Consider the following 19,899-nt stretch of genomic DNA (forward strand, 5'->3'; position numbering starts at 1 on the left):
GGTGTTGTGGTGCTAATTCCTTACTGCCAGCGGGTGTTACCGCGCGCGGTGTGGCCTGAAATTGGGTGGGGTCACTGATGTCTGTCCGCCGGGGGGAGTTGGGTGAGGAGGAAGCTGCCGCTGCGGTGTTGGGCGGTCGCAATGCGCGCGGGGGCGTCGTGCTGGCCGCCGAGTGTCAGGAGGTCCTTGAGTGGGCGCAAGCACGAATCGATGAATTGATCGGTTTGACCGAGGCCAAAGAACACTTCACGATGTGGCGCACCGCACTCCAAACCAGCCACCATCGTCTCGAGCACAGCGGCGCGGTGACCTCCAGCGCAGAAAATCACATGGTGTTTCTGGGCGCGCCGGGTACGGCGAAAAGGACGTTCGCTCGGGTCATCGCTGAGGTGTTGTTCGGGGTGGGCACGCTTACCCGCCCCGATGTCACCAAAGTCGCCGCCCACCACATCACTGTGAGCGACCCCGCGCGCAGCACGGCCAAAATGAAGGAGGTGTGCGAACAAGCGCGCGGTGGGGTGTTGTTTATCGACCAGGCCCACCGACTCGTCTCGGACACCGAGGACCACTGTTGTTGTGGTGTGGATGCGATCATCACACTGCAGGCGTGCATGGCGCAGTATTGCGACGAACTCGTCGTCATCCTCGCCGGCTATCCCGGCCCGATGCAGGATTTCTTGACAGCCCACACCGGGCTGGCCGCCCGATTTCCCGTCACGCTGGCTTTCGCCAGCTACACCCCCGAAGAAATCGTTGCCCTCGGACACCGCTTCGCTGTCAAGGAACACCTCGTCGTCGAGGACACCGCCTGGCAGCTGTTGGGTGCTGAAGCGACCCGGTTGCGGTCGATCCCGTACGGCCCCGGGACGCTGCTGGATGTGGCCGGCAACGCCCGTTATGTCGGTGAGGTGATCGCGGTGTGCCGGCGTGCGCGGACCCGTCGATTGCGCAGGCTAGCGCCCAGCCCTCGCGATCTCGAGCAACTTGTGTGCACCGATCCGTGCGTGCTTAACGTCAGCGCCGCGGATATGGGACGTGCGATCGCTGCAGCGCGCCCTGCCGTGGCGCCCTAAATTCGGTGTACCGACATTGATCCCGGGAGCGCCGAAATCCCGGGTGCTCTGAATGCGGTGACAAGCATGTTGATCACGAACCTCCTGAAGTTGCTCTGAGTCCGGTGGTGGTCGCGAATGCGCGCCGGTGATCGCCAAGCGCAGTATGCCCGGCATGGGTATTCGCTGGGAGGTGTGGGTTCTCGTGGGGGAGAAGGTGGTTGAACTGCGAGTCAGAGGCAGCTGCGTCACTGCGGGTGGGGTGGGAAGCCGGGGTGAAAACTTTGTACCGGGGGATGTGAATCGGGAGGCGTGTTGGTCGGGGTGGCCGGCGGATGGTGAGCCTGTTGCATCGAGAGTGGCGGGTGTGTACAGGCGGTGTGGGCGAGACGAGGTGGATGTTTTTTGGGGTTTGCTGGTTGTGCGGGACGGGTGGAGCAAATGTGTGTCAGGGCGCGGCCGCTGGTAGTTGCGTGTTGAACTAAAATTCGGGGGGGGGGTTAACTCTAGGCCTTCTTGAATCTCTGCAAGCATTGGTTCCTTTATTTCGTATAGTTTGCGTGACTCGATGTTTGCCGGGCCAACTTGACTGCTCTCACCCCAACTCGGCCGAAACTAAGCTGGTTCTCAGCTACCTTCTGACCATCCGAATTCGACTCACCGTTCAAAGGAGATGGTCGTGCAGCTCGCAGCCCGCCCGCACATCACCCCCGCAGCCGCGTTAGCCAGCGCCGCTGCCCCCGGCTCCCGATCCGATGGCCTCACACCTACCCGGCCGTCACGTGGCCGATAACTACGCCAGATGAGCGTGTCCACCGTTTAACTGTCCCGACGCCAGCCGCCACCATGGTGGGCTTGTTCGCCGGGGCGGAGAGCGACTCGCCTTGCTGGCCACCGAATCAAACGCGGCCACAATGCCCGCGAATGTCGTTAGCGCTCAATTCTTTTCAGGACCATGTCTCAAAGCATCGTTTTATCGACTATGACAGGAAGGCTCGCAGATGAAACGCAAACAGCACACAACGAGGCGGAATCGCCGTCACGCCAAGGCGCGCCGTGGTGGCCGTGTGATCGGCCTGGGTACGGCCGCCGGTGCTTTTCTGACTGCCGCGATGAGCCCGATAGCAACCGCGCCTCCCGCGCGCGCCGGGGTGCTCGACGCGATCATTGACCCGATCATCCAGCCGGTCATCTCCGCGGCCACCACCGCTGCCCAAGAGGGCATTAATGCGGGCGCGGTCGCCCTCGACGGTGTCGGTGCGGGCACGGTCGCCCTCGACGGTGTTGGCGCGAGCGCGGCTGCGTTCACCGGCATTCATTCGGCCGCTCTGGAGGGCATTACCAACAGCATCAATGCCAGCGCCGCCGCCCTCAATGCCGGCATGCTGAGCACCACTCTCGATGGTGTGTATGCCAATGCTGCTGCCGCCTTCAATGCCGGCGGTCTCGGTGCGGCGGTCTCGGCCGCGGAGGAGTCTCCTCGAGCTGAGCTGAACAACCTCGTGTACAACGCGTTCGACAACTTCTACACCACGATCTACACCGCCGGCCAGGGCTGGATCACCAGCCCCACCGGTGAACAACTGGACGGGTTGATCAACGCGCCCTTCCTGGCCTTGTTCGGGCGCGACCTGATCGGCAACGGCGTCAACAACTTCACCGGCACCAACACCTCGCTACTCGGCCAAACCAACCTCTTCGGCAACCTCAGCGACGGCGGATTCCTCTTCGGCGACGGCGGAACCGGCGCGGCCGGCACCGCCGCCCACCCGGCCGGGTTCGCCGGCGGGGCCGCCGGACTGATCGGCAACGGCGGCAACGGCGGCGCCGCGTTTAACGGCAGCAGTTTGGCGGGCGCCTCCCTCACTGGCGGTTCCGGCGGTCCCGGCGGGATCCTGATGGGCAACGGCGGTGGCGGCGGTCTCGGTGGCAACACAACCGGCACCCTCGGCGGCATCGGTGGCCAGGGCGGCGCGGGCGGGTTCCTGTTCGGTAACGGCGGCGACGGCGCCGTCGGCGGCCTCGGCACTGTCGCCGCCGGTAACGGCGGTGAGGGCGGTAACGGTGCCTGGCTGGTCGGCAATGGGGGCAGCGGTGGCTTCGGCGAGACAGTAGGAAGCGTCAACGCGCATGGTGGTTTCGCCGGGGTGGGCGGGATGCTCGCCGGCAACGGCGGCACCGGCGGTGGGGCTGGCAAGGCCGCCGACGTCCGTCCCGGCGGCGTCGCCGGGCTCCTCGGCCAAACAGGCGCCCCGGGCAGCGTGACCCCCTAGCCGCCGATAAGACCCTCCGGCCTCTAGACGCCACAGGCTACGGACACCCAGAACCACCCACAGCAAAGGAAGTAAACGCACATGAAACAGCTAGCAGGCCCCCGGCCCCTCCTCACCGCGGCCGCCGCGACAATATCCGCTGGCATGATCGCCCTCACACCCACGGTCTCCAACGATCTGGCCGCCGACATCCAACACAGCATGACCGATCTGCAGCAACGCGCGGTCGAACTCACCGACTACGTCGCCAACCCCATCCAAGACTGGATCACCACATTCCAGGCCGCGGGCACCAACCTCTCGTCGCTGTACACACAATTTCAGCAGTACCCGTTCGCGGATGCGCAACAGATCGCCGCCAACTTTTTGCAATACGCAGTCCAGTATGTGACGCCGTACCAAGCGGCCGGAAACGACGCGGTCAGTTTCTTTCTCGGAACCTCCCCCGAGAATCCTGTAGATTTCGTTCCGCAAGTTGCGATCGGACTGGCTGATCTTCAGGCGGGAAACTTCGCCGCCGGGATTCCCGCGCTTACGTCAACGATATGGGGGGATCTTGCCGTAGGAGTCCTTCAATCGCTCGAAACGATTCCGCGGATCCTTAATCCGATTACGCAGAACATCGCGAACGCGACTGACTACCTGACGACAACGTGGCTGGGCAATGTCCCTGGATACTTTGCCACCTGGTTTATGTCCACGGTTTTCGACCCGATCGGTGTGGGCGTTCAGAATGTTTACAATTCACTCGCCGCCGGGGATCCGCTCGGCGCCGTGATCAACACGATCGATATCCCCGCCCTGGTGACAAACTCGGTGCTCAACGGAACCCTCAACACAAAAACCGGGCTCTACAACGCGGGCTTGATCGCCGATGGAAACCCTGGCCTCCTCAAGTACTTCATCATCGTGACCCCGCAAGGGCTTGCCAAAGATATGGTCGCCCCGGGCGCCCAGAACATTATGAGTGGCGGCAGCCTCGAGTATGCGTTGGGGTACTTGGCGAACGTGGTGACCACCGGCTTCCCCACCCCGCAGACTGTTTTCGACAATCTGGTCAACGTCATCCAAACCTATGCGGCTATCCCCAGTGCTGCGGCCGCCGCGGTCACCAGCGGGGGTGACTTCGCTGCTTTGGCACCGGCAGCTAGCAGTGTCATGGCTGGTTTGTCGGGTGGGTTGCCCGGTCTGTCGGCAGATGCGTTGAAGGCGTTTGATCCGGCGATGGTGACCAATATCGCGGCGTCGTTGGGTCCGTCGTTGGGTTCGTCGTTGGGTTCGTCGTTGGGGGCGAATCTGGCGGGGTCGTTGGCGACGACGCTGTCGGTCGATCTCTCGACGCTCGCGCTGCACATCTTGTCTGCATTGTGAGTCTCAGCAAGGCCAGGTGTCAGGCAATGGCAATTGGCTCCTTTCGCTGTTGCTGTGGGGTATGCCGGCGGCCCGATCGGCGCCGCCGGCTACGGCCGGGTGTTGGGGGTACATCGATGATCCGGATTTGGTGGGCGACGTCCACGTGGTGTTGTGGCGCTAATTCCTCACTGCCAGCGTGTGTTGCCGCACGCGGCGTGGCCTGATCTGTGTGCGGTCACCGATGTTTGTCTGTCGGCGGGAATGGGGTGAGGAGGAAGCCGCCGATGAAGTAGGGGGCGGTGCCGGTGTTGAGGGCCGGTTGATCGTGCGGGCACGCGCGGTGCTTGAGGAGCCGGGATGCCGGACGGTCGCTTCTGGTACCGGTATGGGGGAGGCGGGCACCGACACCAGTCGTGGTATGTGCGCAAGTGCCGGGCTGGCCGGTGAGTGTCGGGAGGTGCTGGAGTGGGCGCGGGCGCGTGTCGATGAGTTGGTCGGTGTGGCCGAGGCGAAAGAACGATTCGCGTTGTGGTGCACCGCATTTCAGATCGACCAGTGTCGTGTCGAGCATGGTCTGGTGAGGTCGTGTGCGGGAAACCATATGGTGTTTCTAGGTGCACCGGGTACGGGGAAAACGACGTTCGCTCGGGTGGTGGGTGAGGTGTTGTTCGGGGTGGGCACGCTCACACGCCCGCAGGTCACCGTGGTCAGCGCAGGTGACATCGTCGGGGGTGACCTTTGGCGCGGCGCGGCCAGGATGAGGGATGTGTGCGAGGACGCGCGCGGTGGGGTGTTGTTGATCGACGAGGCTTATCGGCTGGTCCCCGACACCGAAGACCACTGTTTCGGTGTGGAGGCGATCACCACACTGCGAGCGTGCATGGCGGCATACCGTAACGGGCTTGTGGTCATCCTGGCCGGCTGCCCCGGCCCGATGCGCGACTTCTTGACAGACCATGCTGGGTTGGCCGCTCGATTCCCCGTCATCGTGACTTTCGCCAGCTATACCCCGCAGGAAGTCGTCGCTCTTGGGCGCCGCCTGGCCGGCAGAGAGCATGTGGTCGTGGAGGACGCGGCGTGGGAGCTGTTGGGTGCTGAAGCTGCTCGGTTGCGGGCGATCCCCTATGGGCCCGGGACGCTGCTGGATGTGGCCGGCAACGCCCGTTATGTCGGTGAGGTGATCGCGGTGTGTCGGCGTGCGCGGACCCGCCGGTTGCGCAGAATGGCGCCCAGCCCCCGCGATCTCGAGCAATTCGTGCGCACCGACCCCTGTGTTCTTAACGTCAGCGCCGCGGATATGGAGCGTGCGATCGCTGCAGCGCGCCCGGCCGTGGCACCCTAAATTCGGTGTACCGACACTGATCCCGGAAGCACCGAAATCCCGGGTGCTCTGAATGCGGTGACAGGCAAGTCGATCACGAACCTCCCCATGTTGCTCTGAGTCTGGTGGTGGTTGCCGATGCGCGCCGGTGACCGTCAATCGCAGTATGCCCAGCATGGGTATTTGCTGGGAGGGTGTGAGTCCTTATGGGGGAGAAGGTGGTTGAACTGCGAGTCAGAGGCAAGCTGCGTCATTGGTGAGGTGGGGTTGGGCAGGAAGCTGGAGACGAAATCTTGCGTTGAGGGGTACGAATCGGGGAGGGGTGTTGGGTCGGGGTGGGTCGGTAGCGGGTGGTGACGCCTGTTGTATCGAAAGCGGTGGGTGCGTACATGGGGTCTTGTCTGGGGTTTGCTGGTTGTGTGGGATGGGTGGAGCAAATGTGTGTTGGGGTGCGGCTGCTGGTAGTTGCGTGTTGAATTAAAATTCGGGGGGGGGGTTAACTCCAGGCCTTCTTGAATCTCTGCAAGCATTGGTTCCTTTACTTTATATGGTTTGCGCGTTTCGATGTTTGCCGCGCCAACTTGACCGCTCTCACCTCAACTCGGCCGAAACTAAGCTGGTTCTCAGCTACTTTCTGACCATCCGATTTCGACTCACCGCTTAAAGGAGATGGTCGTGGATCTCGCAGCCCGCCCGCACATCACCGCCGCAGCCGCGTTAGCCAGCGCCGCTGCCCCGGCCCCCAATCCGATAACCCAGCACCCATCCGGCCGTCACGGGGCCCACGACTACCCCAGATGAGCGTGTCCACCGTTTAACTCACCGACACGGCCAACACCATGGTGGGCCTGTCCGCCGGGGTGGAAAGCGACTCGCCTTGTTGGCCAGCGAATCAAACGCGGCACGGTGTCTCGCGGAAGTCGTTAGCGCTCAATTCTTTTCAGGTCCGTGTCTCAAAGCATCGTTTTATCGACTATGACAGGAAGGCTCGCAGATGAAACGCAAACAGCACACAACGAGGCGAAATCGCCGTCACGCCAAGGCACGCCGGGGTGGCCGTGTGATCGGCCTGGGTACGGCAGCTAGCGCTTTCTTCACTGCCGCAATGGCTCCAGTTGTTGGCGCGCCTCCGGCACGCGCCGGGGTGCTCGACGCGATCATCGACCCCATCATCCAGCCCGTAATCTCCGCGGCCACCACCGCTGCCCAAGAAGGCATTAACGCGGGCACGGTCGCCCTCGACGGCGTGGGTGTGGGTGCGGCCGCGTTCGACGGTGTTGGCGCGAGCGCAGCCGCCTTCGAAGGTATTCATTCGGCTGCCCTGGAAGGCATTACCAACAGCATCAATGCCAGCATCGCCGCGCTGGGCGCCGGCGGGCTGCCCACGGCGGCTTTCGAGAGCATCAATTCTGGTGCGGCCGCCGTGGAGGGGATCAATATCAGTACCGCCGCCGTCGATCTCGGCGGCCTCGGCGCCGCTGCTTCTGGTACGGGCCCTACGACGGCGCTGAATCAACTCATTTACGGGGCATTCGACGGTTTCTACAACGGTATTCATGCGGCAGGTGAGTCGTGGATTGCCAGCCCGATTGGTCAGGCCGTGGACGGGCCGGTCAATGCGCCGTTCGTCGACGTGTTGGGGCGCGATGTGATCGGCAATGGCGTTAACGGTTTTACCGGCACCAACACCTCGTTGATTGGTCAGACCGGGTGGTTTGGCAATCTCGGTGATGGCGGGTTCTTGTTCGGTGATGGCGGCACCGGTGCGGCCGGTACCGCCGCTCACACCGCCGGTTTTGCCGGTGGCTCCGCCGGATTGATCGGCAACGGCGGTGTGGGCGGAAGCGGCGCGACATTTACCACCGGAAATACCAGCGGCGGCGCCGGCGGGGCGGGCGGCGCGGGCGGCATGCTGATGGGCAACGGCGGCCTGGGTGGGGTCGGCGGCGGCGCCAGCGGCGGCGGCACGGGCGGGTATGGCGGCGCCGGCGGTGGCGGCGGCTTGCTGTTCGGCAATGGGGGCAATGGGGGCAACGGCAGCTTTGGCGGTGCTGGTGGCGGCTTTGGCGGCAAGGGTGGTGCCGGCGGGAATGGTGGCTTGCTGGTCGGTAATGGTGGTGTGGGCGGTCAGGCCGGCAATGGCGGCATCGGTGTCGGCGGTTACGGCGGTGACGGCGGTAGGGGTGGTGCTGGCGGTGTGAGCGGGCTGCTGGCCGGTAACGGCGGCAACGGCGGTAACGGCGGCATCGGCTACTACTACGGTCGCGGCGCCGGGGCCGGCGGGGCCGGCGGCCTGGCCGGGCTCCTCGGCCAAATCGGTGCAGCCGGCAGCACACCGACCGGCTGATACCCCAGTCGGCGCAATGGCCTTCTGCACTGCCCCGATCAGATCACCGTCGCGCGATTCCAGCGCCCCGGCCACACACACACCGTTTAACGGTTCTCCCGCACTATCAGACATGAGCAAAGGAACGATGGACATGCAACAGCTCGCAGCTTTTCGGCCACTGGTCACCGCGGGTGCCGCGGCAGTAGGTGCCAGCCTGATCGCCCTGACACCGGCAGTCTCCAACAATGTGGCATCTGATCTTCAGCGCAGCACGGTCACTATCCAGCACCGCGCGGTCACGCTAGCCGATGACGTCGTCAACCCCCTACAGACGTGGATCGACATCCTCCCCACGGCACTGACCAACCTGCAGGAAATATACAAAGGACCGTGGAGTACGTTGCCGGGGTCGTGGAGTACAGTTCCGTTTCCCGTCACCCAGCAGCTTGCGGCCAACGGGCTGTGGTACGCAACGGACTACGTCAACCACTACCACGAGGCTGCGGATAATCTCGTCGGTTACTTCACCGGGGCTGGTGGAGCGTATAGCTTTCCCGAGTTACTCCAACAGATATCCGCTGACTTCGCATCCCGCAACTTCGCCGAGTGGAGCCAAGCTATATATGTAGCCTTCTGGTTTGCGCCAATTTTCAACGTGGAGCCGCTCGAAGGGATTCTTTTAATCCCCTATCAGATGCTCCAGGACCTCACAAACGGGTACTACTCTTTGGTGAACGTCGGTGTACAAAACATCGCGCTCTACGGTGTTCTCGGCCTGCCCCAAGCCGCGGCGGACCAGTTCGGTGACAGTCTTCAAGCTGTTTATGATTCAGCGACTGCGGGGGATCCGCTGGGTGTGCTAACCAACCTGCTCAATTTCCCAGGCGCAATGACGAACGCCCTCATCAACGGTGCATCTGTAGCGGGCGCCGGCGACCCTGTTAACGGCTTGTTGACCCCTGGCCAGGGCCTGCTTAATACCATCGCGAACGCCGTGGTTCCCGGTTTGGCGGATGCAATCGCCAATCCCAATGCTCAGAATGTCGTGGAGGGTGGGAGTCTCCGGGTCGCACTCGAGGGGTTCCTGCACGTGCTGCTCAACGGTTGGCCGTCTCTGACGGGTGGCGGCGAGGCTGCGGCCAGTGTTGCTGGCGTGGGTGATTTCGCCGCTGCGGCGTCGGCTGCCGGCGTTTTTCCGGTCGATATCGCCAGTGTGGCTCCGTCGATCGCGGCCGACCTGTCCGGCCTAGCCCCGTCGGTCGTGGCGGACCTTGCCAGCCGGCTGCCGGTTGAGTTCGGGACGCTCGCGGCCAACGTCCTGACGTCGCTGTTCTGAGTTCCTACTGCGGCGTGAACCCGCCCAGCGTAGATGAGACCCACGCCAGCGCTGGGCGGGTTGGTCGCCGGATCCTCACCGCCGACGCTGACACGGTCGGCACTGGTACCGGCATGGAGGAGGCACGCGGGGGTACCGCTCTGGCTGCCGAGTGTCGGGAGGTTCTTGATTGGGCGCGGGCGCGTGTCGATGAGTTGGTCGGTGTGGTCGAGGCGAAAGAACAGTTCGCGGTGTGGTGCACCGCGCTTGAGCTCGACCAGTGTCGTGTCGAGTATGGCGGTGTGGTGAGGTCGTGTGCGGAAAACCATATGGTGTTTCTGGGTGCACCGGGCACGGCGAAAACGGCGTTCGCCCGGGTGGTGGGTGAGGTGTTGTTTGGGGTGGGCACGCTCACACGCCCGCAGGTCATCGTGGTCAGCGCAGGTGACATCGTCGGGGGTGACCTTTGGCGCAGCGCGGCCAGGATGAGGGATGTGTGCGAGGATGCGCGCGGTGGGGTGTTGTTGATCGACGAGGCTTATCGGCTGGTGCCCGAAATCGACGGCGGCTCTTGGGGTGTGGAGGCGATCACCACGCTGCGGGCGTGCATGGCGGCATACCGTAACGGGCTTGTGGTCATCCTGGCCGGCTACCCCCGTCCGATGCGCGACTTCTTGGCGGCTCACGCTGGGTTGGCCGCTCGATTTCCCGTCACCGTGACCTTCGCCAGCTATACCCCGCAGGAAGTCGTCGCCCTTGGGCGCCAGCTCGCCGGCAGAGAGCATTTGGTCGTGGAGGACAGTGCGTGGGATCTGCTGGGTGCCGAAGCAATTCGGTTGCGGTCGATCCCGCATGGCCCTGGGACGCTGCTGGATGTGGCCGGCAACGCCCGTTATGTCGGTGAGGTGATCGCGGTGTGTCGGCGTGCGCGGACCCGTCGATTGCGCAGGCTGGCGCCCAGCCCCCGCGATCTCGAGCAACTTGTGTGCACCGATCCGTGCGTGCTTAACGTCAGCGCCGTGGACATGGGACGCGCGATCACCGCAGCGCGCCCTGCCGTAGCACCCTAAATTTGGTGTATCGACATTGATTCTGGAGCACCGAAGTCCCGGGTGCTCTGAATTCGGTGAGGGGCATGTTGATCGCGAACTTCCTTAACTTGGCTCTGAGTTCGGTGGTGGTCGCGAATGCGCGCCGCGAACGGCGATTGGTCTCCTTCGGTTGAAGGGGCCAATCGTTGTCCGCCCGGCATGGGCATTTGCTGGGAGGTGTGGGTTCTCATGGGGGAGAAGGTAACGCTTCGTTGATGGCAGCTGCGTCACCGTGGGGGTGGGGAGAAAGCCGGGGGTGAAAACTTTGTACCGGGGATGTGAATCGGGAGGCGTGTTGGTCGGGGTGGGCCCGGCAGCGGATGGTGAAGCCTGTTGCATCGAAAGCGGCGGGTGTGTACATGGGGTGGAGGCAGAGGCGGGTGGAGGTTTTTATCTGGGGGTTTGCTGGTTGTGTGGGACGGGTAGAGCAAATGTGGGTCAGGGGTTGCTCCCGGGTAGTTGCGTGTTGAACTAAAATTCGGGGGGGGGGTTAACTCCAGGCCTTCTTGAATCTCTTCAAGCATTGGCTCCTTTACTTTATATAGTTTGCGCGACTCAATGTTTGCCGAGCCAACTTGACCGCTCTCACCCCAACTCGGCCGAAACTAAGCTGGTTCTCAGCTACCTTCTGACCATCCGATTTCGACTCACCGCATAAAGGAGATGGTCGTGCAGCTCGCAGCCCGCCCGCACATCACCGCCGCAGCCGCGTTAGCCAGCGCCGCTGCTCCGGCTCCCGATCCGATGGCCTCACACCCATCCGCCCGTCACGGGGCCCACGACTACGCCAGATGAACGTGTCCACCATTTAACTCACGACACGGCCGCCACCATGGTGGGCCTATTCGCCGGGGTGAAAAGCGACTCGCCTTTGTTGGCCAGCGAATCAAACGCGGCCGCGGTGTGGCCAAGGTGCCCTCGAATGTCGTTAGCGCTCAATCCTTTTCAGGTCCGTGTCTCAAAGCATCGTTTTATCGACTATGACAGGAAGGCTCGCAGATGAAACGCAAACAGCACACAACGAGGCGAAATCGCCGTCACGCCAAGGCCCGCCGTGGTGGCCGTGCGGTCGGCCTCAGTACGGCAGCCGGCGCCTTTCTCACCGCCGCGATGAGCCCAATGGCAACCGCGCCTCCCGCCCGCGCCGGCGTGCTCGACGCGATCATCGACCCCATCATCCAGCCCGTAATCTCCGCTGCCAGTCAGGCCGCCCTCGAAGGCATTAATGCGGGCACCGCGGCTCTTGAGGGCGTTACTGCGGGCACGACGGCGGCCATTGATGGCCTTGGTGCCGGCACGGCCGCCTTCGACGGCCTTCACACAGCCGCCCTTGGGGGCATTACTAGCAGCATCAATGCGAGTGCCGCCGCCTTCAATGCCGGCGCGCTAGGCACCACCCTCGACGGCGTGCACGCCAGTGCTGCTGCTGCCCTCAACGTCGGCGGTCTCGGTGCGGCGGTCTCGGCCGCGGCGGAGTCTCCTCGAGCTGCGCTGAACAACCTCATCTACGGAGCCTTCGACACTTTCTACAACACGATTCACACGGCCGGCGAGTCGTGGATCGCCAGCCCGACAGGTGAGCAGATAGACGGAGCGCTCAATGCGCCGTTCGTCGACTTATTCGGACGCGACCTGATCGGCAATGGCGTCAACAACTTCACGGGCCCCAACACCTCGCCGATCGGCCAGTTCGGGTGGAACGGCAGCATGGCCGATGGCGGATTCCTGTTCGGCGATGGCGGGGCCGGCGCGGCGGGCACCGCCGCGCATCCGGCCGGGTTTGCCGGCGGGGCCGCCGGGCTGATCGGCAACGGCGGCGCAGGTGGGGCCGGTCTGGCCGCTACCAGCGGTAACGGCTCTGTCGGAGGTGCCGGCGGCGCAGGCGGCGTCCTGATGGGTAATGGGGGAGCCGGCGGAGCCGGTGGCGCCTCCGGCGGCTCATTCACAGTCGGCGGTTCAGGTGGCGCCGGTGGCATCGGTGGCCTCCTCTTCGGTGACGGGGGCAAAGGTGGTGTCGGAGGTGGCGGCTACTACGCCGGCCGCGGTGGCGCCGGTGGTTTCGGCGGGCTACTGGTCGGTAATGGGGGCAAAGGTGGTCTCGGCGGCAGCGGCTACTACGCCGGCAGCGGTGGCGCCGGAGGTTTCAGCGGGCTGCTAGCCGGCAACGGCGGCAACGGCGGCAACATCGGTGCTGGCGGTGTACCTTTCTTCCCCTCATATCGAGCCGTGGGTGGCGCCGGCGGCGCCGCCGGCCTCCTCGGCCAGATAGGCACGGCCGGCGCCAACAGCTAATACAGCCAGCCCCGTAAGCAATAGCCCCTGCGTGCCTACAACACCCAGACCACAAACAAGCAAAGGAACAAAGCGCATGCAACAACTAACAGCCCTTCGACCCCTCGTCACCGCGGGCGCCGCGGCAGTAGGCGCCAGCCTGATCGCCCTCACACCGGCGATCTCCAACGACCTCGCATCTGACCCCCAGCACAGTGCTGTCAGCATCCAGTACCGCGAGGTGGCGCTGACCGATAATGTGGTGAACCCGATCAGCACGTGGATTGACGCTTTGTCCTCGGCGGCCCTGAATGGGCGGACGCTTTTGCAACAATGGGGCGAGATTCCCTTTGTGGTGCCGCAGCAGATCGCTGCCAACTGGGTGCAGTTCGCGAGTGACTACGTCGGGGCGTACCAAAACGCCGCCACAGCTGCAGTGAATTATTTTACCGGGAATAGTGCCTATGATTTTGTGCCTCTTATGCAGCAGGCGTGGGCTGACATCACATCAGGCAATATTGCGCAGGCATTCGCTTACGGTGGTCCGCTGGGGCTCGCCCTGCTAACAGAGCCGTCTCTCAAGATCCTGCAACCTCTCGAGAGTATTCCGAACATCCTTGCATATGTGACGACGGATTTGGCGAACGCGACCAACTATCTAGTGGGGCCCGGTATTGGGACTTTGTTGGCAGCTGTTGGGGAGAGCGCTGCCCTCAACCTCGGTGGATCGACATTGGCTGGGATTGGGACTGGTCTGCAAGCTGTTTACGATTCAGCGACCGCGGGGGATCCGGTGGAAGCGTTACTGAATCTGGCTAATTTCCCTGGCGTCGTAACAGACGCCTTTCTCAACGGGATTCACGGCGGTTTGCTGCTTCCTCCAAATAACGGCAATGGCGGCCTAGTCTCGACGTTCATCAATGGTTTCCGCACCCTCGCGACCAAAATGGTCGCTCCCAAGGCGCAAAATATCGGCGAAGGCGGCAGTCTCTTGGTCGCTGTCCAGGACTTCGTCAATCAACTGATCAACGGTTGGCCGTCGCTGGCGCCTTTGTTCGATGGTGGTGCAGGTGGTGCCGCCGCGGCATTCGCTCCATCGATCGCGGCTGACATCGGCGGCATAGCTCCATCGGTAGCAGCTGAGATCGGTGGCTTAACTCCGTCGATCACGACCAACATCGCCGGGACGCTGGCGCCCGAGCTTGGGACACTCGCAGTCCACATCCTCACCTCGCTGTTCTGAGTTCCACCGCAGCCAGTGCTGGCCTGATCTGTGTGCGGTTACCGACGCTTTTCCGTCGGCGACGGCCGCCTACGTATTTCACGATGTGCTGGCAGGGGCTCAGACGCCGTGCGCGGGGCGTTGGTAGCCGTTGGGGCAGGCCCAGTTTGCGTTGGATCTGGTGGCGGATGCATCGACCAGCAATGCCGCGGCGGTGTCGACATGGTGGCGGGATCTGGCATTGACGAAAGGCTCTGGTGTCTACGGGAATTGGGTGAGGGTGAGGCTGCTGATGAGATGTTGGGCGGCGTCGATGTCGATGGCCGGTTGATCCTGCAGCAGGCACGCCCGGTTGTTGTGGAGCCGTTGTCGGATCGTCACCGCCGGTGCTGACATGGTCGCTTCTGGTACCGGTATCGGGGAGGCACGCGGGGGTACCGCTCTGGCCACCGAGCGTCAGGAGGTGCTGGAGTGGGCGCGGGCGCGTGTCGCCGAGTTGATCGGTTTGGCCGAGGCGAAAGAACAGTTCGCGGTGTGGTGCACCGCACTTGAGCTCGACCAGTGTCGTGTCGAGCATGGTCTGGTGAGGTCGTGTGCGGAAAACCATATGGTGTTTCTGGGCGCCCCGGGTACGGCGAAAAGGACGTTCGCCCGGGTGGTGGGTGAGGTGTTGTTCGGGGTGGGCACGCTCACGCGCCCGCAGGTCATCGTGGTCAGCGCAGGCGACATCGTCGGGGGTGACCTTTGGTGCAGCGCGGCCAGGATGAGGGATGTGTGCGAGGAGGCGCGCGGTGGGGTGCTGTTGATCGACGAGGCCTACCGGCTGGTGCCCGAAATCGACGGCCGCGCTTGGGGTGTGGAGGCGATCACCACACTGCGGGCGTGCATGGCGGCATACCGCAACGGACTTGTGGTCATCCTTGCCGGCTATCCCGGCCCGATGCGCGACTTCTTGACAGCCCACACCGGGTTGGCCGCTCGACTTCCCGTCACCGTGACCTTCGCCAGCTACACCCCCGAGGAAATCGTCGCCATCGGGCACCGCCTCGTCGCCAAGGAACGCCTCGTCGTCGAGGACACCGCCTGGCAGCTGCTGGGTGCCGAAGCGACTCGGCTGCGGTCGATCCGGTATGGGCCCGGGACGCTGCTGGATGTTGCCGGCAACGCCCGTTACGTCGGTGAGGTGATCGCGGTGTGTCGGCGTGCGCGGACCCGCCGGTTGCGTAGGCTGGCGCCCAGCCCCCGCGATCTCGAGCAACTCGTGCGCACCGACCCCGGCATCCTCCACGTCAGCGCCGTGGATATGGGACGCGCGATCGCTGCAGCGCGCCCAGCCGCGGCACCCTAAATCGGGTTTGCTTCTACCCTCGCTTCGGTTAACGAGCTGCCGCGATACCCAGCTCGGGGACCAGCATCGGCCTGGGCGAGCCCGGCGCGGATGCATGCATGACGCAACTGCGCTCCCAGCTGGGCTAGATCGTTCCCGACGAGGTTTCGCATGGTGTCTCAATGCCATGACCAGCTATATCTCGTCACAGTATCCCGACATCAACCCTCGGGATCCTACCGCGAGGCCACGGCAAGCATGACCCGCGAGAGCTGGTGGTCCAGGTGAGGGGTGGGGATGCTGGGGCTATCGGACCTGCGATGATGACGCTCACGCCGCCGCGGGGCAACTCTCGCGGTCGCATGGGGCGAGCTACTGGAGGTACCTGGTAAGTACTTAAGGTCGTGGGACTTTCGATGAGCATCGGCGGATCACGCCGGCCAACTGCCTGCTCGCAACCTTTGTGAAATAGAAAACTTGCTGGTAAGCATGCCTTATACGCGTTAGAAGGCAAACTCCAGCCCTTGCTGCGATAATTCATTGTGAAAGTACCCGTCAGTAGCCACATGCCTCGCATCCTTGGTAACTGTTATTTGATTGAGATATGCGTCTGCCAGGCCATATATCAAAAATATTGCATTTGCTGTGGTTACTCGCCGTGAGGGCGTGTAAGCGGCGCGGGTTTGAGCATGAGGCGCAGTTCGGCGTCGGCGAGGCGTTCCACAACCTTGGTGTCGATCTTGCGGGGCTTGAGACCCAGGGAAGGGGTTCTCGTCGATTTCTTTTTCGTCGGCCAGCCAGGCAGCGAGCGGCGCACGGCCTGTGGGCGGATGCGTGCGGACGCCGGTTCGGCGCCGGAGCCCAAGATGTAGGTGGTCCAGTGCTGCAGGCCTGGCCTGGTAAAGGGGTGTTTGTTGGGTTCGGCCGCACACCAGGTGTGGTAGTAGCGCGCGCCTCGCAGGTAGGAGCTGATGGCGTAAGGGGCTTTGCAGTCGGCCAGCATGGTTAGTTGCCAACGGGCAGCAGTCTCACTAGGTCGTGGGGTGACGGAGGCGGCAAGCATTTCAGAAATGAAAATAAATTACCCACACGCCCCGGGCGGATTTTTTGCTGGAAATCTATATGGCCGCAGTTAATTGCCTATTTTGTTGCGCGATCTACTCAACATAATTACCAGGTACGTTCATTTCGTCGTTATTCAGAACGCTTAAAGGAGATGGTCGTGCAGCTCGCAGCCCGCCCGCACATCACCGCCGCAGCCGCGTTAGCCAGCGCCGCTGCCCCGGCTCCCGATCCGATGGCCTCGCACCTACCCGGTCTTCACGGGGCCCACGACTACGCCAGATGAGCGTGTCCACCGTTTAACTGTCCCGACGCCGGCCGCCACCATGGTGGGCCTGTTCGCCGGGGTGGAAAGCGACTTGCCCTGTTGGCCAGCGAATCAAGCGCGGCCGCGGTGTCGCGGAAGTTGTTAGCGCTCAATTCTTTTCAGGTCCGTGTCTCAAAGCATCGTTTTATCGACTATGACAGGAAGGCTCGCAGATGAAACGCAAGCAGCACACAACGAGGCGGAATCGCCGTCACGCCAAGGCGCGCCATCACGGCCGGGCGGTCGGCCTGGGTACGGCAGCCGGTGCCTTTCTCACGGCCGCGATGAGCCCGATGGCAACTGCGCCTCCCGCCCGCGCCGGGGTGCTCGACGCGATCATCGACCCCATCATCCAGCCGGTCATCTCCGCGGCCACCACCGCTGCCCAAGAAGGCATCAACGCGGGCACGGTCGCCCTCGACGGCATTGGAGCAGGTGCGGCGTTTGACGGTGTTGGTGTGGGTGCAGCTGCGTTCACCGGCATTCATTCGGCTGCCCTGGAGGGCATTACCAACAGCATTAATGCCAGTGTCGCTGCGCTGGGTGCCGGCGGGCTGCCCACGGCGGCCGAGAGCATCAATTCCGGTGCGGCCGCCTTGGAGGGGATCAATATCGGTACCGCCGCCGTCGATCTCGGCGGCCTGAGCGCCGCGGCCGTCGAAAACCCTCGTGCCGCCCTGAACGACCTCATCTACGGCGCGTTCGACACGTTTTATACCGGGATTCACGGGGCTGGTGAGGCATGGATCGCCAGCCCCACCGGCCAGCAATGGGACCCGGTGATCAATGGCCCGTTCGTCGCCCTGTTCGGGCGGGATCTGATCGGCAACGGCGTCAACGGCTTCACCGGCGCCAACACCTCGCCGATCGGCGGCATCGGCGCCAACGGCAGCCTGGCCGATGGCGGATTCCTGTTCGGCGACGGCGGGACCGGCGCGGCCGGCACCGCCGCCCACACTGCCGGATCCGCCGGCGGTGCCGCCGGGCTGATCGGCAATGGCGGTGCCGGCGGTGCCGGTTTCAGCATTGCCAGCGGCGGCGGTACAGGTGGTAAAGGCGGTCTCGGTGGTGCCGGTGGCCTCCTGATGGGTAACGGAGGTGCCGGCGGTGTCGGCGGTAACGCCGGCTTGGTGTCCGATAACGGCGGCTACGGAGGCGCCGGCGGTAACGCCGGCATCCTGTTCGGCAACGGCGGCGCCGGTGGTGCCGGCGGCAGCATCGGCGCCAACGCCAACGGTTGGTATACCGGCGACGGCGGTAACGGCGGTAACGCGGCCTGGTTAGTCGGTAACGGCGGTGCCGGAGGCGCCAGCCCTAACGCCCCGAGCGGCGGCATTGGTTACGGCGGAAGCAAGTTCGGTGGTGCCGGCGGTGTCAGTGGGCTGCTGGCCGGCAACGGCGGTGCTGGCGGCAACGGCGGTAACAACACTCCCGGCTCGGGCTACCGCGCAGGCTTTGGTGGTGCTGGCGGTTTGGCCGGGCTCCTCGGCCAAACCGGTGTGGCCGGCACCCCTGGGACCTATTACGGCTAAATACCCCCGTGAACGTAGTGGGCCTCTGCACGCCCACGAATTCCCAGACCACAGATAGCAAAGGAATTAAGCGCATGCAACAGTTAACAGCCCTTCGGCCCCTTGTCACCGCGGGTGCCGCGGCACTAGGCGCCAGCCTGATCGCCCTCACACCGGCGCTCTCCAACGACGCCGCCGCCGACCTCCAGCACAGCGCCGCCACCGCCCAGCAGCGCGCGGTGCAGCTGCTGGGCGGCGGCGACACGGGCGATCCCGGGGTCGTCAACCCGATCCAAACCTGGATCGACGTCTTCCAGCAAGCCGGCATGAACCTGCAGGAAATTGGGAGTCAAATGAGCACCGGGGGCACGATCCCGTTCCCGCTCGCCCAGCAGCTGGCCGCGAACTGGCTCACCTACGCAAGCATCTACGTCGGCGTCCCCAACTCTAGCGCCGGAGATAATGCGTACGCGGGCGCCGTCAGCGGCCTATACAGCTACCTCACTAATACGGCGCCAAACACTTTTTCGGTTTACTCCGAAATTACCAGCGCGATCACTGCCTTGCAGCAAGGTAACATCTTCAACTTCTTCCAGGCTCTATACGGTTTGCTTTGGGACGGGCCGGTTCAGCAGATATTTCAGCCGATGGAATCCATCCCGACCATCCTTGCCTACATGTCGACGAACTTCGCGGCCCTGGTAAACCTCGCTGTTAACGAACCTGCGCTTCAGAGTGAATCGATGGTGTCAATGCTGGGTGCCTTTTTTGCCATAGGTGTGAGTGGCAGCATCGCCACCGCCCTTGGCGTCGGTTTTCAGAATGCTTACGACGGGTTCACCGCTGGTGACCTGCCGGCGGGGGTGAGCAATTTGCTCAATATCCCGGGGCTCCTCGCGGAGGCAGTCATCAATGGATACAACCCTTACGGTCAGCTCGGCGGCACCGGCATCCTTTCTCCCACCGCCACGTTGCTATCTCCTGGCCTGCTGGACACGTTGGCGGTCTGGATTCCCCACACCCTCGCATCAGACATCGTCGTTAACAATCAGGTAAGAGGCACAATCACCACACCCAACATTCTGGAAGGTGGCAGTCTGGCTAATGCGTTCTCGCAGTTGGCAAGCCAGGTGACCACCAGTTGGCCGACTCCGAACGAATGGGTCGATGGGTTGCTCAATGTGTATCAGAGCTTCCTCACGTTCTTCGGCGGCCAGGGCGGCCTGGGTGGCGCGGCGTTCGCCGCACCTGCCGAGGTCGCGGGGATTGCCCCGTCGATCGGGGCTGAGATCGGCGGTATAGCTCCGTCGATTGCGACGAACATTGCCGGGACGCTGGCGCCTGAGCTTGGGACTCTGGCGGCCCACCTTCTCACGTCGCTGTTCTGAGTTCTGGTGCGGGTCTGCCTGCCTAGCGCGGGTGGCAACCACGCCAGTGCTGGGCGGGTTGGCCCGGTCGTCGCAAC

The 19,899-nt window shown here is 63.6% G+C and carries 12 protein-coding genes and 3 pseudogenes; 13 read left to right on the forward strand and 2 right to left on the reverse strand.

The genetic code is table 11. From position 1 onward, the window contains the following. Window positions 1–77 precede the first annotated feature (77 nt). The 9 genes and pseudogenes from K3U93_RS05565 (at window position 78) to K3U93_RS05605 (ending at window position 14,248) form a co-directional block, all read left to right on the forward strand. Window positions 78–1,073: an AAA family ATPase gene (locus K3U93_RS05565; RefSeq protein WP_139797253.1), complete on the forward strand. Its 996-nt coding sequence runs from the start codon at window positions 78–80 to the stop codon at window positions 1,071–1,073. A 1,091-nt stretch (window positions 1,074–2,164) separates the two neighbouring features. Further along, window positions 2,165–3,325 (forward strand): hypothetical protein, encoded by a 1,161-nt coding sequence (locus K3U93_RS05570; RefSeq protein WP_176220102.1) that lies wholly within the window; start codon window positions 2,165–2,167, stop codon window positions 3,323–3,325. 144 nt (window positions 3,326–3,469) lie between these two features. Further along, window positions 3,470–4,696 (forward strand): hypothetical protein, encoded by a 1,227-nt coding sequence (locus K3U93_RS05575; RefSeq protein ID WP_071510884.1) that lies wholly within the window; start codon window positions 3,470–3,472, stop codon window positions 4,694–4,696. A gap of 223 nt (window positions 4,697–4,919) precedes the next feature. Next, window positions 4,920–6,020: an AAA family ATPase gene (locus K3U93_RS05580; protein WP_083013038.1), complete on the forward strand. Its 1,101-nt coding sequence runs from the start codon at window positions 4,920–4,922 to the stop codon at window positions 6,018–6,020. 1,627 nt (window positions 6,021–7,647) lie between these two features. Then, window positions 7,648–8,346, forward strand: a pseudogene (locus K3U93_RS25610) (PGRS repeat-containing protein); the annotation flags it as partial. 133 nt (window positions 8,347–8,479) lie between these two features. After that, window positions 8,480–9,664, forward strand: coding sequence for a hypothetical protein (locus tag K3U93_RS05590; protein ID WP_141772913.1), 1,185 nt, complete (start codon window positions 8,480–8,482; stop codon window positions 9,662–9,664). A gap of 14 nt (window positions 9,665–9,678) precedes the next feature. Further along, a complete protein-coding gene (locus K3U93_RS05595) occupies window positions 9,679–10,713 on the forward strand; it encodes an AAA family ATPase (RefSeq protein ID WP_220688587.1) in 1,035 nt (344 codons plus the stop codon). A 1,653-nt stretch (window positions 10,714–12,366) separates the two neighbouring features. After that, window positions 12,367–13,026: pseudogene (locus K3U93_RS24740) on the forward strand (PGRS repeat-containing protein); the annotation flags it as partial. Between the two features lie 76 nt (window positions 13,027–13,102). Continuing rightward, a complete protein-coding gene (locus K3U93_RS05605) occupies window positions 13,103–14,248 on the forward strand; it encodes a hypothetical protein (RefSeq protein ID WP_071512312.1) in 1,146 nt (381 codons plus the stop codon). A gap of 240 nt (window positions 14,249–14,488) precedes the next feature. Here K3U93_RS05605 and K3U93_RS25195 read toward each other — a convergent pair whose 3' ends face one another. Then, window positions 14,489–14,623 carry a hypothetical protein gene (locus tag K3U93_RS25195; RefSeq protein ID WP_254893636.1) on the reverse strand — a complete coding sequence of 45 codons (135 nt, stop codon included), beginning with the start codon at window positions 14,621–14,623 and terminating at the stop codon, window positions 14,489–14,491. On the opposite strand from K3U93_RS25195, the gene K3U93_RS05610 reads away from it, so the two are divergent. After that, entirely contained in the window at window positions 14,622–15,575 is a 954-nt protein-coding gene (locus tag K3U93_RS05610) for an AAA family ATPase (protein ID WP_083013008.1), read from the forward strand. The genes K3U93_RS25195 and K3U93_RS05610 overlap by 2 nt on opposite strands. Before the next feature lie 628 nt (window positions 15,576–16,203). On the opposite strand, the gene K3U93_RS05615 is transcribed toward K3U93_RS05610, so the two are convergent. Then, window positions 16,204–16,557, reverse strand: coding sequence for a hypothetical protein (locus tag K3U93_RS05615; protein WP_083013010.1), 354 nt, complete (start codon window positions 16,555–16,557; stop codon window positions 16,204–16,206). Window positions 16,558–16,776: 219 nt separating this feature from the next. Here K3U93_RS05615 and K3U93_RS25200 point away from each other — a divergent pair, with 219 nt between their 5' ends. From K3U93_RS25200 to K3U93_RS05625, 3 genes and pseudogenes are all read left to right on the forward strand, one after another. Continuing rightward, a complete protein-coding gene (locus K3U93_RS25200) occupies window positions 16,777–16,902 on the forward strand; it encodes a hypothetical protein (protein WP_269142759.1) in 126 nt (41 codons plus the stop codon). An 884-nt stretch (window positions 16,903–17,786) separates the two neighbouring features. Then, window positions 17,787–18,440, forward strand: a pseudogene (locus K3U93_RS25615) (PGRS repeat-containing protein); the annotation flags it as partial. 89 nt (window positions 18,441–18,529) lie between these two features. Next, entirely contained in the window at window positions 18,530–19,822 is a 1,293-nt protein-coding gene (locus K3U93_RS05625) for a hypothetical protein (RefSeq protein ID WP_083013004.1), read from the forward strand. Window positions 19,823–19,899: the final 77 nt, after the last annotated feature.

Source organism: Mycobacterium malmoense, from assembly GCF_019645855.1.
In the GTDB taxonomy this organism is placed as follows: Bacteria; Actinomycetota; Actinomycetes; order Mycobacteriales; family Mycobacteriaceae; genus Mycobacterium; species Mycobacterium malmoense.